The organism is Micromonospora sp. WMMD558 (genome assembly GCF_049315255.1).
Classification (GTDB): Bacteria; Actinomycetota; Actinomycetes; order Mycobacteriales; family Micromonosporaceae; genus Micromonospora.
On sequence record NZ_CP186061.1, the window covers coordinates 1194351 to 1210340 of the forward strand.

Sequence of the window (15990 nt, forward strand, 5' to 3'; positions counted from 1 at the left end):
TGCGCCGGAAGGGTTTCGCCGATGATCGGTCCGTGGCAGCATCTTCCGCCATGGGTTTCCTGAAAGGGCTCCTGATCCGGCTGGCCGTCACGGCACTGGCCTTCTGGCTGGCCACGTTGCTGATCCCCGGGATCACGCTGGACTCGAACTCGGCCACCGAGACGGTCACGACGCTGGTTCTCGTGGCCGTGATCTTCGGTGTCGTCAACGCGGTGCTACAGCCGATCATCAAGACCGTGGGCTGCGGCTTCTACCTGCTGACCCTCGGACTGATCGCGCTGGTCGTCAACGGGCTGCTGTTCCTGCTGACCAGCTGGATCGCCGGCCAGGCCGGGCTGCCGTTCGATGTGGACGGCTTCTGGCCGGCCGCCGTGCTCGGTGCGCTCTTCGTCAGCGTGGTCACCTGGATCCTCGGCGCCATCCTCGACCGCGACTGACGGCGGCGGCGCGGGTCCAGATCGCGGGAATTGGCTGCTGAGGCCACCGGAGCCGGCGACTAGCGTCGGAGCGGTGTTCATCCTTACCCGTGACGACGGCTACCTGATCAGCACCGACCCCGAGCGCCTCGACCTCAACCGGGTGCACCGCTGGCTCAGCACCGACGCGTACTGGGCCGTCGGGCGGGACCGGGCGACGGTGGCGCGCGCCTTCGCCGGCTCGATCGGCTTCGGGGTGTACCGGCCGGGCGACGGCCACCAGGTGGCGGTGGCGCGGGCGGTGACCGACCACGCCACCTTCGCCTGGCTCTGCGACGTGTACGTCGACCGCTCCGAACGCGGGCGCGGGCTGGGCACCTGGCTGGCCGCCGCGGTCCGCGACCACCTCGCCGAGATCGGCGTACGCCGGATCCTGCTGGGCACCAACGACGCCCACGGCGTGTACGCGAAGGTCGGCTTCGCCCCGCTGGAGCAGCCGGAGCGGTGGATGCAGCTGGACCAGCGGGTGAACCCGGTCACCAGCAAGGAGCAGCAGCCGGATACGCCCCTTACGGTGGAGGCGTGACGCCTCGTCGGCTCGGCTACCTGTACGGCATCGGCGCGTACCTGCTCTGGGGCTTCTTCCCGCTCTACCTGAAGCTGCTCCAGCCGGCCGGCCCGCTGGAGATCCTGGCCCACCGGATCGTCTGGTCGGTGGTCTTCGTCGCGCTGGTGCTGGCCGCGCTGCGCAACGTCGGCTTCCTGCGTGCGCTGCTCCGCCGGCCCCGCGCCCTCGCCGGGATCGGAGCGGCCGCCGCGCTGATCGCCCTCAACTGGGGCACCTACATCCACGGGGTGAACTCCGACCGGGTGGTGGAGACCGCCCTCGGTTACTTCATCAACCCGCTCGTGGTCGTGCTGCTCGGGGTGTTCGTGCTGCGCGAGCGGCTACGCCCCGCGCAGTGGGTGGCGCTGGGCGTGGGCGGTGCGGCGGTGGCGGTGCTGACCGTCGACTACGGCCGGCTGCCGTACCTCGCCCTGGTCCTGGCGTTCAGCTTCGCCGGGTACGGCCTGGTCAAGAAGCGGCTCGGGCTGCCCGCCGCCGAGGGGCTCTTCGTCGAGTCGGCGGTGCTGGCCCTGCCCGCGCTGGGGTACCTGCTGTGGTTGGGCGGCGTCGGCGGGGCCGCCTTCGGTGCGGTGGCGGCCGGGCACACCGCGCTGCTGGTCGCGGCCGGCGCGGCCACCGCGATCCCGCTGCTGATGTTCGCCGGCGCGGCCAACCGGCTGCCGCTCACCAGCCTGGGGATGATCCAGTACCTCGCCCCGATCCTCCAGCTCGCCTGCGGTGTCCTCGTCTTCCACGAGCCGATGCCGCCGGCCCGCCTGGCCGGCTTCGCCCTGGTGTGGCTGGCCCTGGCCATCTTCACGACGGACGCCGTCCGCTCGGCCCACCGCCAGCGCCGCGTCCGCAACCGTCGTGCTGGGCCGGCACCCGCTTCCCGCGATCTCGCAGTTTCGGTCGCCGCTTCGCCCGGTTCACCGCCTCCGTCCGGGCGGAAGCTGCCCGATCGCGGGTAACGGCGGGGGGCACTAGCGGACGTCGTAGGCCAGGACCGGGGTCCCGTCGGCGCGGACCAGTTCCAGCCGGACCAGTTCCGCGTCGGTGAACCGGGTGGCGGCGCTGATCCGCAGGTCGTCGCCCGGGCCGGCGAGCCACGAGCCGATCTGCTCGCTGGTGCCGTCGGCGCTGCGCGCGACCAGCCGGAAGGCGGACGCCTTGCGGTAGCCGACGGAGGAGTCGTACCCGCACCGCATCGTCACCTCGGTGCCCCACTCGGTGCCGGTCAGCCCGATCTCGGCGTGCACCGGCACCGTGCCGGCGACCGGCTGCATGGCGACCATGTCCGCTCTTCCGCGCGGGTCCGTACCGGGTAGCACGGCGGCTGTGCCGAGGCCGACGACCAGCGCCAGCGCCGCGGCGGCGAGCGTGGTGAGGGCGTACCGGCGACGGGTGGCCAGCCGTTCCCGGCGCCGGCGGTCCCGCGCGGCGGAGAGCAGGTCGGGCAGCCGGGAATCCTCCGGCGGCGGCAGGAACTGCTCCAGGCCGGCCGGGTCGAGCCGCCCGAGCAGGCCGGGGAGCACGGCGATCTCCGCGACCGCCTGGCGGCACTCGGCGCAGCCGGCGAGGTGCCGCTCGTACGCCGTCCGCTCGGCCGGCGCCAGCGCACCCAGCACGTACGCGCCGTCGTCGTGCGCGAACTCGCACCGGGTCATCCGGTCACCCCCATCTCGGCAAGGACCAACCGTAGTGAGCGCAGGGCGTAGTGCGTCCGGGACTTGACGGTGCCCGGCGGCACCCCGAGCCGCGCGGCGGCCTCCGCCACCGACCGGCCCTGGTAGAAGCACTCCACCAGGACTTCACGATGGGTGGGGCTGAGTCGGTTCAGGGCCTCGGCGACGGTCCACGCCTCCACCGCGCGCTCCGCCTCGTCGACCGTCTCCGGCGGCTCGGGCAGTTCGTCGGTGTAGACCTCCCCGACTCTCGTGGACCGGCGGCGCCAGGCGTCGATCGCCAGGTTGCGGGCGGTCGTGAAGAGCCAGCCACGGACCGAGCCGCGGCGCGGGTCGAGCGACTCCGGGTGCCGCCAGGCGCGCAGCAGGGTCTCCTGCACCAGGTCCTCGGCCCGCTGCCGGTCCCCGTTGACCAGGCGCAGGGCGTGCGCGTACAGCGCCTCCGCGTGCTCGTCGTGCAGGGCGCGGAGCAGGTGGGCGTCGTGGTCGCTGATGGCGGTCTCCTCGCTCTCGGCGCGAGTCCGGCAGGCCTTTCGCACGGACATACGTGCGGCCGTCGCGATCGGTTCAGCCGCAGGTCATCACCGTTGCCCCGGGCGAGTTGTTCATACCTGGTTCATATCGAGGCTGACGAGCGGCCACCGGCCCCTCCTAGCGTCCGGCGGGTACGCACGTCTTCGACCGACTCCGTCGTGCGCCATCCCACTCAGGAGGCTCCTCCACATGAGCGACCGTCCTCGGCTGCTCCCGCTGCTGGGCTCCACCCGCCACGGCAGCCGCGACGCCATGACCTGTCTCTACCGGTGCGGCAACGCCTGCGACCACCCGGTGCCGAACACCTCCGACAACGCGTACTTCGGGGACCTGGTGGACGCCGAGGTCTCCCGCCGTGGCGTGGTCCGTGCCGGCGCGGTCGGCGCGCTGGTTCTCGGCTTCGGCGGCGCGGCGGCCGGTGCGCTGGCCGGCGCCGGCGCCGCCTCGGCCGCCCCCGCCGCCCCCGCCGCCCCGGCGGCGCCGGACGCCGCCGGCTTCGGCCGCCCCAGCGGCGGTATCGGCAGCGGCGCCCTGACCTTCAAGCCGGTCCCGCCGAACAAGCTGGACAGCTTCATCGTCCCCAACGGCTACGACCACACCGTCATCATCCGCTGGGGTGACGAGGTGGTCCCGGGGGCGCCCGAGTTCGACCTGCACCGCCAGACCGCCGCCGCGCAGGCGAAGCAGTTCGGCTACAACAACGACTTCGTCGGCGTGCTGCCGCTGAGCCGGAACCGGGCCCTGCTCGTGGTGAACCACGAGTACACCAACGAGGACCTGATGTTCCCCGGCTTCACCAGCCTGGACGCGCTGTCCGTGGAGCAGCTGAAGGTCGCCATGGCCGCGCACGGCATGTCCGTCGTGGAGCTGGAGCGGGTCGGCGGCAGCGGCGAGTGGCGCCCGGTGAAGTCCGGCCGGCGGCAGTACAACCGGCGGGTCACCGCCAACACCACCAAGTTCGAGCTGACCGGCCCGGCCGCCGGCTCGGCCTGGCTGAAGACCGCCGCCGACCCCAAGGGCCGCACGGTCATCGGCACGCTGAACAACTGCGCCGGCGGCGTGACCCCGTGGGGCACGGTCCTCTCCGGCGAGGAGAACTTCAACCAGTACTTCGTCGGCGGCGACGGTGCCCCGGAGGAGCTGAAGCCGAAGCTGGCCCGCTACGGCATCAGCACCACCAGCCGCTACCCGAGCGGCAACCGCAAGTGGGAGCGTGCGGACGAGCGCTTCGACCTGGCCAGGCACCCGAACGAGGCGCACCGGTTCGGCTGGATCGTCGAGATCGACCCGTACGACCCGGAGAGCCGCCCGCGCAAGCACACCGCGCTCGGCCGGTTCAAGCACGAGGGCGCGAACGTCATCGTCGCCAGGAGCGGCCACGTCGTGGCGTACATGGGTGACGACGAGCGGTTCGACTACCTCTACAAGTTCGTGTCGGACAAGAAGTTCATGAAGGGCAACTCCTGGGTCGCCCGGAACCACAACCTGACCCTGCTGGAGTCCGGCACCCTCTACGTCGCCAAGCTGGACTACACCAGCGCGGCCGAGATCGACGGCTCGGGCAAGCTCCCCGCCGACGGCGCGTTCAACGGCCGCGGCACGTGGATCAAGCTGGTCAGCGGCAACCGGTCGTACGTCGAGGGGATGACCGCGGCGGACGTGCTCACCTTCACCCGGATCGCCGGTGACAAGGTCGGCGCGACCAAGATGGACCGGCCGGAGGACGTCGAGCCGAGCCTGCTCACCGGCAAGGTGTACGTGGCGCTGACCAACAACACCAACCGTGGTGTCGGCGGCAACCCGACGGCGGACGAGGCGAACCCGCGTACCGCCAACAAGCACGGTCACGTGCTGGAACTGGTCGAGGACCGCAACGACAACGCGGCCGAGACCTTCGCCTGGTCGGTCCCGATCGTGGCGGGCGACCCGACCGACCCGTCGACCTACTTCGCCGGGTACGACAAGACGAAGGTGTCGCCGATCTCGTGCCCGGACAACGTCGCGTTCGACGCCACCGGCAACCTCTGGATCTCCACCGACGGCAACGCGCTGGGCAGCAACGACGGCCTCTTCGCGACCGCCATCGAGGGCCCGGAGCGCGGTCACCTCAAGCAGTTCCTCACCGTGCCGCTCGGCGCCGAGGCCTGCGGCCCGTTCATCACCGGCGACAACCGGTCGGTCTTCGTGGCCGTGCAGCACCCCGGTGAGATCTCCGGCGCCTCCGTCGAGAACCCCGCCTCCAACTGGCCGGACGGCGACTACGCCAAGCCGGGCGTCGTGGTCACGTGGCGCCTGGACGGCGGCCCGATCGGCAGCTGACAGCTCCCCTCGAAGGCGGTTCGACGCTGGACCGCCGGGACGGGCCCTCTCCCATCCGGGGAGAGGGCCCGTTCGCGTCCGGACGTCACCCGCCCGCGGCCGGGGAACCGGGCCGCCCGTCAACTTTCGGCGGCGAGACTGTCCGCGATGGTGCGGGCGGTGGTGAGCAGCTTCGCGCGGACCACCCGGGCGGACGTCATCATCTCGCTGGCCGGCAGCGCGCAGGCGAGCACCACCCGGCGCTCCATGTCCTTGTCGGGGGTCACCAGCACCGCCGCGCAGGCCACGCCCTGCCGGTACTGCCCCAGCTCCATCTGCATGCCCCGCCGCTCCCCCGCCGCCAGGTCGGCCTCGAACGCCTCCACGGTGGTCAGCGTGGCGGAGGTGAACGGACGCATGCCGTACTCGCGGAGGTAGCGGAACCGCTGCTCGGCGGTGAGTGTCGCGAGCAGCGCCTTCCCCAGCGCGGTGGCGTGCGCCCCCTCGTCGAAGCCGGGGACGAGGTCCTCCAGGTACGGCGAGCGCGCGCCCTCGGCGACCGCCGTGATCGCCACCTGCCCGCCGACGAACTTGCCGAGGTAGTGGCTGTAGCCGGTGTCGGCGGCGGCGCGGCGAAGGCACTCCCCGACCGCCTGCGGCCCCCGGAACGCCGTGACCAGCTCGCGGTAGCGGTCGGCCACCTCCAGGCCCACGATGTACGTGCCGTCCTCGCGGCGGATCACGTAGCCCTCGTACGCCAGGGTCCGGACCAGGTGGTAGGTGGTCGCCACGGTCAGCTCGCACCGACGCGCGATCTGCTTGACGGTCAGCCCCTTCGGGGCACGGCCGACCGACTCGAGCACTCGCAGCGCACGGGACACGCTCCGGATCAGGTCCGAGGGTTCCGCCAAGGGGTCGCGCACAACCACCTCCGCAGCCGGGGACTTACACCATATGAAATACGTGCCCGGCGCGAAATGCCTGATCGGGTGGAGGATGCCAGATCGTCACCCACCCGCCGTACCCGTCCGGCCACGAAGCGTGGGTCGAGAACGTCTCGCGTAGGTTGTTCAGATCATGGTCGACAGCGCGCTCCAGTCCCCCGACGCCCCGACCCGGCCCGTACGGGCCGCCGCCGGCGCCATCGCCGTCACCATCGCCTGCGTCCTGCCGGTCTTCCTGGTCGGCGGGCTCGCCGTGCAGATGGGCGACGAGCTGGGCTTCTCCCCGGCCGGCCTCGGGGTGGTCGTGGCGGTCTACTTCGGCGTCGGCGCGCTGGCGTCGGTGCCCTCCGGCACGCTCGCCGAGCGGTACGGCCCGGCCGTCGTGGCCCGGGCCGGCATCCTGGTGTCGGCGGGCGCCATGCTGGCCGTGGCCGGGCTCGCCCGGTCGTACCCGGTGCTGGTCGGCCTGCTCGCGCTGGCCGGCACGGCCAACGCCCTGGGTCAGCTCGCCAGCAACGCCGCACTGGCCCGGCACGTCCCGGTCCGGTGTCAGGGGCTGTCCTTCGGGGTGAAGCAGGCCGCCATCCCGGTCTCCACGCTGCTGGCCGGGGTGGCGGTGCCGACCGTGGCGCTGACCGTCGGGTGGCGCTGGGCGTTCGTGGTGGCCGCCGGTGCCGCCCTGGCCGTGTTGCCGGCCGTGTCCGCGCGGGAGCCGCGCCCGATCCGGACGACCACCCGGGCCCGGAGTGGGCGCGCCACCGGGGCCCTGGTCGTCGTCGGGGTGGCCGCGACCCTCGCCGCCGCCTCGGCGAACGCCCTCGGCACCTTCGTGGTGGACTCCGCCGCCACCCGGGGCCTGGCTCCCGCGCTGGCCGGCCTGACACTGACCCTCGGCAGCGCCGTCTGCGTCGCCGCCCGGGTCGGCGCCGGCTGGCTCGCCGATCGCCGGGCGAGCGGTCACCTGGCGGTCATCGCCGCGATGCTGGTGGTGGGGGCCGGCGGGCTCGGTCTGCTCGCGATGACCGGACCGGTCCCGCTGGTGGTCGGCGTGGTGCTCGGCTTCGGTCTGGGCTGGGCGTGGCCCGGGCTGATGAACTTCGCCGTGGTCCGGCTCCACCCGCAGGCTCCGGCCTCCGCCACCTCGATCACCCAGACCGGCGTGTACGCGGGCGGCTGCCTCGGCCCCCTGTCCCTCGGCCCCCTCGCAGCCCACGCGGGCTACTCGGCGATGTGGACCACGGCGGCCGTCTCGATGCTGCTGGCCGCCGCCCTGATGCTGACCGGCAGCCGCCTCCTGTCCACCCCACCGGCCGAACACCGTCGATCATGAAGGTGGCGGGTGATATCGAGATCAACTCACCCGCCAATCCCATGATCAACGCGGCGTCGGGTGGGGTGGGGTGGGGTGGGTCAGCTGGTGCGGTCGGCGATGTAGTCGCAGAGGGATTCGAGGGCCCGGCGGGCCGGGGTCCTCGGCAGGGGAGCCAGCCGGGCACGGGCGTCCTCGGCGTAGCTGCGGACCGTCTCCCGGGCCCGCTTCAGGGCCGGGCTCTCCCGGAGCAGGCCGAGGGCCTCGGCGTGCAGGTCGTCGTCGGTGAGCGCGCCGGTCGCCAGGATCTCCCGCAGCCGCAGTGACGAGGCGTCCGCGTCGTCGGAGGCGAGCGCGTACAGCACCGGCAGGGTCGGGACGCCCTCACGCAGGTCGGTGCCGGGCGTCTTGCCCGACTGCACCGACTCGCTGGCGATGTCGAGCAGGTCGTCGGAGAGCTGGAACGCCACGCCGATGGTCTCGCCGTAGCCGGCGAGGGCCTCGGTGTGCTCCGGGCTGGCGCCGCCGAACATGCCCCCGAAACGCGCCGAGGTGGCGATCAGCGACCCGGTCTTCTCCGCGATGACGTTCAGGTAGTGCGCCACCGGGTCGTCGCCCGGCCGCGGCCCCACGGTCTCCGCGATCTGGCCGTGCACCAGGCGCGCGAACGTCCGGGCCTGGAGGCGGACGGCCTCCGTGCCCAGGTCGGCCGCGATGTCCGCGGCCCGGGCGAAGAGGTAGTCGCCCACCAGGATGGCGACCGAGTTCGTCCAGCGGGAGTTGGCGCTCGGGGCGCCCCGGCGCACGGGCGCCTCGTCCATGACGTCGTCGTGGTAGAGCGTCGCCAGGTGGGTGAGCTCCATCACCACCGCCGCGGGCACCACCTGCGGGCCGGTCGGGTCGCCGAACTGGGCGCCGAGTGCCACCAGCAAAGGCCGGAACCGCTTGCCGCCCGCCTCGACGAGATGCCGGGCCGCCTCGGTGACGAACGGGTCGGCGCTCTCCACGCCGGCCCGCAGCTCGGTCTCGACCCTCTCCAGCACACCCAGCACCGACTCCTCGACGCGGGGATCGGCGAGGTGCAGGCCGAGCGCGCCGAACTGACCCGCGCCGTGCCGGCGCGGACGGCCACCCGCGCCGGTGGCACCTGAACGCTCGCCACCCGGATTCACCACGTCTCCAACCATGCCACACCCGTTCGACCAGCCCCGGGCCGGGGATGGCCGCGGCTCCGCGGACGCCGCGGGGGCCGGTACGCGAACGCGTACCGGCCCCCGCGGGGCAGCGGTGTCACCGCACGAACTCGGCGGCTCCCGTGGCGAGGTCGAGCAGCGGTGCCGGGGCGACGCCGAGGACCAGGGTGGCGATCACGCCGATCATCAGCGCGGCGGAGGTGAGCCCGCCCGGGACGGTGACCGCCGGGGTCGACTCACCGGGCTCGGAGAGCCACATCATGACGACCACCCGCAGGTACGGGAAGGCCAGCACCATGCTGGTCAGCACACCGGCGACCACCAGCCACGCCTGCCCGCCGTCCAGCGCCGGCCCGAAGACCGCGAACTTGCTGGTGAAGCCGCTGGTCAGCGGGATACCGGCGAACGCGAGCAGGATGAAGGTGAACAGCGCGGCGTAGAACGGCGAGCGGCGGCCCAGGCCCGCCCACCGGGACAGGTGGGTCGCCTCCCCGTCCGCGTCCCGGACCAGGGTCACCACGGCGAACGCGGCCAGCACCGAAAAGCCGTACGCCACCAGGTAGAACATCGTCCCGGAGACGCCCTCCCTGCTCGGCGCGAGCACGCCGACGAGCAGGTAGCCGGCGTTCGCGATCGACGAGTACGCGAGCAGCCGCTTGATGTCGGTCTGCGTGACCGCCAGCACCGCACCGACCAGCATGGTCAGCACCGCCACCACGCCGAGGACCGGGGTGAAGTCCCACCGTGCCCCCTCGAACGCCACGTGGAAGACCCGCAGCAGGGCGCCGAACGCGGCGACCTTCGTGCAGGCGGCCATGAAGCCGGTGATCGGCGTGGGCGCGCCCTGGTAGACGTCCGGCGTCCACACGTGGAACGGCGCGGCGGCGGCCTTGAACAGCAGGCCGATGGCGATCAGCGCCATGCCGGCGAAGAGCAGCACCGGGCTGGCCGGGCTGTCGGCGACGGCGGCGTGGACGGTGGCGAAGTCCACCCCGGCCGGGCGGCCCGGGATGCCGGCGGTGAAGCCGTACACCAGGGCGACGCCGAACAGGAAGAACGCCGAGGCGTACGCCCCGAGCATGAAGTACTTCAGCGCCGCCTCCTGGCTCAGCAGCCGCCGGCGGCGGGCCAGCGCGCAGAGCAGGTAGAGCGGCAGCGAGAAGACCTCCAGCGCGATGAACATGGTCAGCAGGTCGTTCGCCGCCACGAAGATCAGCATGCCGCCGATCGCGAACGTGGTCAGCGGGTACACCTCGGTGAGGCCGTTGGCCCCGTCGGCCTGCCGCCGGTCGTCGGCCGACTCGGCGGTCACCGCCGCCTGGGCCACGAACGCCCCGCCCCGCTCGACGGTGCGCTCACCGATGAGCAGCAGCGCCATCGCGGCGAGCACGAGGATCGCGCCCTGGAGGAACAGCGTCGGCCCGTCCACCGCGATCGCCCCACCGATGGTGATGAGGCGGTCGTCGGCGTTCAGCACCACCATGGTCAGCGCGGCGAGCACCGCCAGCAGCGCCACCGACAGCTGGACCACGTGCCGCAGCCGCCGCGGCACGAACGCCTCGACCAGGACACCGACCAGCGCGGCACCCAGCATGATGAGCGTCGGCGCGAGCGCCGCGTAGTCGATCGACGGCAGTTTCAGCTCGGTCACTTTCGGAGCCGCCTTTCGTTCGCGACTGCGGGGCTCGCGAGCTCACGTCTCGCGGTCACCGCGATGCCTCCTGGACGTCGCCGGCCGACGGGGCCGGGTCGGTCCTGCCGATGTCCTGCATGGTGGCCTGCACGGCCGGGTTGATCACGTCGGTGACCGGCTTCGGGTAGAAGCCGAGCAGCACGATCAGCGCGATCAGCGGGGCCACCACGACCTTCTCGCGCAGGTTGAGGTCACGCTTCATGCCGTCGACCTCGGTCAGCGCCGGGTTGAGGGTGCCCTGGGTGGTGCGCTGCACCATCCACAGCACGTACGCGGCGGCCAGGATGATGCCGAGCGTGGCGATCACCGCCACCGGCTTGTTCACCGTGAAGGTGCCGATCAGCACCAGGAACTCGGAGATGAACGGCGCGGTGCCGGGCAGCGCCAGCGAGGCGAGACCGGCGAAGAAGAGCACCCCGGCCAGGACCGGCACCAGCTTGCCGGCGCCGCCGAAGTCGCTGATCAGGGCGGAGCCGCGCCGGGCGATCAGCATGCCGACGACCAGGAAGAGCAGGCCGGTGGCGAGGCCGTGGTTGACCATGTACAGCACCGCGCCGGTGGCCGCCTGGCTGGTGAAGGCGAAGATGCCGACCCCGATGAAGCCGAAGTGGGCGATCGACGTGTAAGACACGAGCCGCTTGAGGTCGTTCTGGCCGACCGCGAGCAGCGCCGCGTAGATGATGCCGATCAGGCCCAGCGCCAGCGCCCACGGGGCGAACCACTTGGCCGCGTCCGGGAACAGCGGCAGGCAGTAGCGCAGGATGCCGAACGTGCCGACCTTGTCCAGCACGCCGACCAGCAGGGCGGCCGCACCGGCGGGCGCCGCGCCACCGGCGTCCGGCAGCCAGGTGTGGAACGGGAAGAACGGTGCCTTGATCGCGAACGCGAGGAAGAACCCGAGGAACAGCCAGCGCTCGGTACCGGTGGAGATGTCCACCTGGCTCAGCGCCGCCCAGTCGAAGGTCTTCCCGCCGACCACCCACAGGCCGATCACGGCGGCGAGCATGAACAGACCGCCGACCAGGGAGTAGAGGAAGAACTTCACCGCCGCGTACTGCCGCTGGTGGCCGCCGTAGCTGCCGATGAGGAAGTACATCGGCACGAGCATGACCTCGAAGAACACGTAGAACAGGAAGACGTCGGCGGCCGCGAAGACGCCGATCATCGTGCACTCGAGGACGAGCAGCAGCGCGAAGTACACCGGCACGGACCGCTTGGACGCCTCCGCGTCGTGCCAGCTCGCCAGGATCACCAGCGGCACCAGGACCGCGATCAGCATCAGCATGACCAGCGCGATGCCGTCGGCGGCGAAGGTGAAGCTGACGCCCCAGTTGGGAATCCACGGGTACGACTCGCGGAACTGGAACCGCTCACCGCCGGTCTGCCAGGTCACCCACATGACCACCGAGAGCGCCAGCACCAGCAACGACCAGCCGAGCGCCACCTGCTTGGCCAGTTCCGGCCGGTGACGGGGCAGGAGGGCGACCACGAGGGCGCCGACGAGCGGCGCCACCGTGAGCACGGAGAGGAACGGAAAGTCGGACATTACGCGGCCTTACCTCCGTCGTCACTGCGCGGTCCGCCGGCGACGGCCGCGTACGAGGCGGACAGCCTCTTGAGGTCGATCACGCCAGCCACCCCGCCTCGACGGCCAGGAAGGCCGCCACCACCAGCAGAGCGCCGGCCAGGATCGAGGTGGCGTACGACCGGACGAAGCCGGTCTGCAGCCGCCGGAGGCGGCCCGAGCCGCCACCCACCCCGGCGGCGAGGCCGTTGACCAGCCCGTCGATGCCGCGGTTGTCCAGGTAGACCAGCGCCCGGGTGAGGAAGATGCCCGGCTTCTCGAAGACCGCCTCGTTGAAGGCGTCGGTGTAGAGGTTCTTCCGGGCGGCGGTGACCAGCACCCCGGCCGGCTGCGGCTCGGTGGCCGTGCCGGCCCGGAACAGGAACCAGGCCAGGCCGGCGCCGGCCACGGTGACCAGGATGGACAGGATCGTGATCGCGAGGTGCGACAGCACCGCCTCGTGCGCCTCCGTCTGGCCGCCCAGCCCGGCGGTGGCCTCCAGCCACTCCGGGACCGGCCCGGCCATCAGCGCGCCCGCCGCGAGCGAGCCGACGGCGAGCAGGACCAGCGGGATGGTCATGAGCTTCGGCGACTCGTGCGGGTGCTCGATGTCCTCGGTCCAGCGGGCCGGGCCGTGGAAGGTGAGCACGAACAGCCGGGTCATGTAGAACGCGGTCAGGCCGGCACCGAGCAGGGCCGCCGTGCCGAACAGCCAGGCCGTCCAACCCTCCCGCTCGAACGCGGCCACGATGATCGGCTCCTTGGAGAAGAAGCCGGAGAACGGCGGCAGGCCGATGATGGCCAGCCAGCCCGTCATGAAGGTCAGCCAGGTGATCTTCATGTACTTCGACAGCCCGCCGAAGCGGCGGATGTCGACCTGGTCGTTCATGCCGTGCATGACCGAGCCGGCGCCGAGGAACATGTTGGCCTTGAAGAAGCCGTGCGCCAGCAGGTGGACGATGGCCAGCGCGTACGCCGCACCGCCGAGGCCGACACCGAGGAACATGTAGCCGATCTGGCTGACGGTCGACCAGGCGAGCACCCGCTTGATGTCGTCCTTGGCCGCGCCGATGACGCAGCCGATCAGCAGGGTCAGCGCGCCGACGCTCACCACGACCAGCTGGAGCGTCGAGTTGGCCGAGAAGATCGGGTTCGACCGGGCGATCAGGTAGACGCCCGCGGTGACCATGGTGGCCGCGTGAATGAGCGCGGAGACCGGGGTCGGGCCCTCCATCGCGTCCGGGAGCCACGCCTGGAGCGGGAACTGGCCGGACTTGCCGGTCGCGCCGAGCAGCAGGAGCAGGCCGAGCAGGAGGACCGTGGTCGAGGTCAGCGCGCCGACCCCGCTGAAGACCTCGTCGTACTGGGTGGTGCCGAGGGTGGCGAACATGATGAAGATGCCGATCGCCAGGCCGGCGTCGCCGACCCGGTTCATCAGGAACGCCTTCTTGCCGGCCGTGGCGGCGCTCGGCCGCTCGTACCAGAAGGAGATCAGCAGGTACGACGCCAGACCGACGCCCTCCCAGCCGAAGTAGAGCATCACGTAGTTGTTGCCGAGCACCAGCAGGAGCATGGCGGCGACGAACAGGTTGAAGTACCCGAAGAATCGCCGGCGGCCGGCGTCGTGCGCCATGTACTCCACCGCGTACAGGTGGATCAGGAAGCCCACCCCGGTGATCAGCAGGACGAAGACCGCGGCCAGCGGGTCGAAGAGCAGGCCGAAGTCCACGTGCAGGTCACCGACGGCGATGAACTCCCACAGGCTCAGCTCGACGGACCGGTTCTCCAGGCCGCGCAGCTCAAAGAAGTAGGTCAGGCCGAGCACGAACGCGACGCCGATCGACGCGACGCCGAGCCAGTGCCCCCACCGGTCGGCCCGCCGGCCGAGCAGCAGCAGGATCGCGGCGCTGACCAGCGGGATCGCGACGAGCAGCCAGACGCTGCCCAGCAGCCCGTCGGCCGGCGCGTACGTGACGGCGCCCACCGGCTCGACCGGAGCGTTCGCCAGAATCTCCATCACCGCAGGCCCCTCAGTACTTCAGCAGGTTGGCGTCGTCGACGCTCGCCGAGCGTCGGGTCCGGAAGATCGCCATGATGATCGCGAGTCCGACCACGACCTCGGCCGCGGCCACCACCATCACGAAGAACGCCATGATCTGGCCGTTGAGGTCACCGTTGATCCGGCTGAAGGTGACCAGGGTCAGGTTGGCCGCGTTGAGCATCAGCTCGACGCACATGAACAGCACGATCGCGTTCCGCCGGATCAGCACCCCGGCGGCGCCGATGGTGAACAGCACCGCGGCGAGGACCAGGTAGTAGTTCGGTTCGACCGAGAAGAACTCGTTCACTTGTCGGTCCCCTTCAGCGAGGTCTCCTCGGCGGTCAGCTCACGCACCGGCAGGATGTCCGGGGTGCTCCGCTCGGTCAGCCGGCCGTCGGGCAGGCGGGCCGGGGTGGCGACCGACGAGGAGGTGGCGAAGACACCCGGGCCGGGCTTCGGGCCGGGGTAGTTGCCGGGGCGGAACCGCGCCTTCATGGTGGCGACCTGGTCCAGCCGGTCCTCCTTGCGGCGCTCGATGTGCGCGAGCACCATCGCGCCGACCGCGGCGGTGATGAGCAGCGCCGAGGTCAGCTCGAACGCGAAGACGTACTTGGTGAACAGCAGCCGGGCGATGCCCTGCACGTTGCCCTCGGTGTTGGCCGCCGTCAGCCCGGCGGCGGTGCCGCCGTCCAGCGCCCGGTACACCCCGGTGCCCACCAGGCCGGCGAAGCCGAGCCCGAGGAGGATCGCCGCGACCCGCTGCCCGCGCAGCGTCTCGATCAGCGAGTCGGACGCGTCACGGCCCACCAGCATCAGCACGAACAGGAAGAGCATCATGATCGCGCCGGTGTAGACGATGATCTGCACCATGCCGATGAACGGCCCGGCCTGGAGCACGTAGAACACGCCCAGGCAGAGCATCGTCAGCACCAGCCAGAGCGCCGAGTGCACCGCGTTGCGGGCGACGACCATGCCGACCGCGCCGAGCAGCGCCAGCGGCGCCAGGATCCAGAAGGTGACCGCCTCGCCGCCGGACACCGAGCCCGCCGCGGCGAGCACCGTCTGCGTGGTCATGCTCCGTCTCCCTTGCCGGCCCGCTGCGCGGCCTGCTCGGCACCGGGGAACGTCACCCCGGGGTGCTCCTCGAGCTGGTAGCGGCCGGGGCCCATCGGCGAGTGCTCCGCACCGGCGGAGGTGCCCGGGTTCTCCAGCGCGCCGACGTAGTAGTCCTTCTCGCTGTCACCCAGCCGCATCGGGTGCGGCGGCTGCTCCATGCCCGGGAGCAGCGGCGCCAGCAGCTGCTCCTTGGTGAAGATCAGGTCCTGCCGGTTGTCCCGGGCCAGCTCGTACTCGTTGCTCATGGTGAGCGAGCGGGTCGGGCAGGCCTCGATGCAGAGCCCGCAGAAGATGCAGCGCGCGTAGTTGATCTGGTAGACGCTGGCGTACCGCTCACCCGGGGAGAAGCGCTGCTCCTCGGTGTTGTCGCCACCCTCGACGTAGATCGCGTCCGCCGGGCAGGCCCAGGCGCACAGCTCGCAACCGATGCACTTCTCCAGGCCGTCCGGATGCCGGTTGAGGATGTGCCGCCCGTGGTAGCGCGGCGCCGAGACCGGCGGCTTGAACGGGTAGTCGGTGGTGACGACCTTCTTGAACATGTGCGAGAAGGTGACCCCGAAGCCCTTGAACGTTCCGGTGATCGCGCCCAC

15 protein-coding genes are annotated in these 15990 nt (G+C 71.6%); 5 read left to right on the forward strand and 10 right to left on the reverse strand.

Translation table 11 applies throughout. The annotated features are described in order from the left end of the window. The first annotated feature begins 50 nt into the window (after positions 1-50). The 3 genes from ACN26Y_RS05750 to rarD all read left to right on the forward strand — a co-directional run bounded on the left by ACN26Y_RS05750 (position 51) and on the right by rarD (position 1994). Positions 51-437 carry a phage holin family protein gene (locus ACN26Y_RS05750; protein ID WP_155329276.1) on the forward strand — a complete coding sequence of 129 codons (387 nt, stop codon included), beginning with the start codon at positions 51-53 and terminating at the stop codon, positions 435-437. Positions 438-510: 73 nt separating this feature from the next. Beyond that, the gene (locus tag ACN26Y_RS05755) at positions 511-1002 is read left to right on the forward strand and encodes a GNAT family N-acetyltransferase (RefSeq protein ID WP_155329277.1); all 492 of its coding nucleotides are present in this window, start codon (positions 511-513) and stop codon (positions 1000-1002) included. Continuing rightward, a complete protein-coding gene (gene rarD, locus ACN26Y_RS05760) occupies positions 999-1994 on the forward strand; it encodes an EamA family transporter RarD (RefSeq protein ID WP_422734434.1) in 996 nt (331 codons plus the stop codon). The genes ACN26Y_RS05755 and rarD overlap by 4 nt, the downstream gene beginning before the upstream one ends. A 12-nt stretch (positions 1995-2006) precedes the next feature. Here the strand turns inward: rarD and ACN26Y_RS05765 are convergent, their stop codons facing one another. Both ACN26Y_RS05765 and ACN26Y_RS05770 read right to left on the reverse strand, forming a co-directional pair. Further along, positions 2007-2690 (reverse strand): anti-sigma factor family protein, encoded by a 684-nt coding sequence (locus ACN26Y_RS05765; RefSeq protein WP_155329279.1) that lies wholly within the window; start codon positions 2688-2690, stop codon positions 2007-2009. Continuing rightward, positions 2687-3181, reverse strand: coding sequence for a sigma-70 family RNA polymerase sigma factor (locus tag ACN26Y_RS05770; RefSeq protein WP_230689141.1), 495 nt, complete (start codon positions 3179-3181; stop codon positions 2687-2689). Before ACN26Y_RS05770 ends, ACN26Y_RS05765 begins: the two co-directional genes overlap by 4 nt. Positions 3182-3431: 250 nt before the next feature. Here ACN26Y_RS05770 and ACN26Y_RS05775 point away from each other — a divergent pair, with 250 nt between their 5' ends. After that, on the forward strand, positions 3432-5561 hold the full coding sequence (locus tag ACN26Y_RS05775) for a PhoX family protein (RefSeq protein ID WP_155329281.1): 2130 nt from the start codon (positions 3432-3434) through the stop codon (positions 5559-5561). 119 nt (positions 5562-5680) lie between these two features. Here ACN26Y_RS05775 and ACN26Y_RS05780 read toward each other — a convergent pair whose 3' ends face one another. Further along, entirely contained in the window at positions 5681-6463 is a 783-nt protein-coding gene (locus tag ACN26Y_RS05780; RefSeq protein ID WP_155329282.1) for an IclR family transcriptional regulator, read from the reverse strand. Between the two features lie 154 nt (positions 6464-6617). Here ACN26Y_RS05780 and ACN26Y_RS05785 point away from each other — a divergent pair, with 154 nt between their 5' ends. Further along, on the forward strand, positions 6618-7814 hold the full coding sequence (locus ACN26Y_RS05785; RefSeq protein ID WP_422734435.1) for an MFS transporter: 1197 nt from the start codon (positions 6618-6620) through the stop codon (positions 7812-7814). Positions 7815-7894: 80 nt separating this feature from the next. On the opposite strand, the gene ACN26Y_RS05790 is transcribed toward ACN26Y_RS05785, so the two are convergent. From ACN26Y_RS05790 to nuoI, 7 genes are all read right to left on the reverse strand, one after another. Continuing rightward, on the reverse strand, positions 7895-8980 hold the full coding sequence (locus ACN26Y_RS05790) for a polyprenyl synthetase family protein (RefSeq protein WP_155329284.1): 1086 nt from the start codon (positions 8978-8980) through the stop codon (positions 7895-7897). Positions 8981-9083: 103 nt separating this feature from the next. Next, complete coding sequence (nuoN, locus tag ACN26Y_RS05795; RefSeq protein WP_155329285.1) at positions 9084-10637, reverse strand: NADH-quinone oxidoreductase subunit NuoN; 1554 nt, start codon at positions 10635-10637, stop codon at positions 9084-9086. Between the two features lie 55 nt (positions 10638-10692). Then, positions 10693-12225 carry an NADH-quinone oxidoreductase subunit M gene (locus ACN26Y_RS05800; RefSeq protein ID WP_422734436.1) on the reverse strand — a complete coding sequence of 511 codons (1533 nt, stop codon included), beginning with the start codon at positions 12223-12225 and terminating at the stop codon, positions 10693-10695. Between the two features lie 79 nt (positions 12226-12304). After that, positions 12305-14260, reverse strand: coding sequence for an NADH-quinone oxidoreductase subunit L (nuoL, locus tag ACN26Y_RS05805; protein ID WP_422734902.1), 1956 nt, complete (start codon positions 14258-14260; stop codon positions 12305-12307). Positions 14261-14273: 13 nt separating this feature from the next. After that, complete coding sequence (nuoK, locus tag ACN26Y_RS05810; RefSeq protein ID WP_155329287.1) at positions 14274-14591, reverse strand: NADH-quinone oxidoreductase subunit NuoK; 318 nt, start codon at positions 14589-14591, stop codon at positions 14274-14276. After that, the gene (locus tag ACN26Y_RS05815) at positions 14588-15358 is read right to left on the reverse strand and encodes an NADH-quinone oxidoreductase subunit J (protein WP_155329288.1); all 771 of its coding nucleotides are present in this window, start codon (positions 15356-15358) and stop codon (positions 14588-14590) included. The genes nuoK and ACN26Y_RS05815 overlap by 4 nt, the downstream gene beginning before the upstream one ends. Then, positions 15355-15990 (reverse strand): NADH-quinone oxidoreductase subunit NuoI, encoded by a 636-nt coding sequence (gene nuoI / locus ACN26Y_RS05820; protein ID WP_422734437.1) that lies wholly within the window; start codon positions 15988-15990, stop codon positions 15355-15357. The genes ACN26Y_RS05815 and nuoI overlap by 4 nt, the downstream gene beginning before the upstream one ends.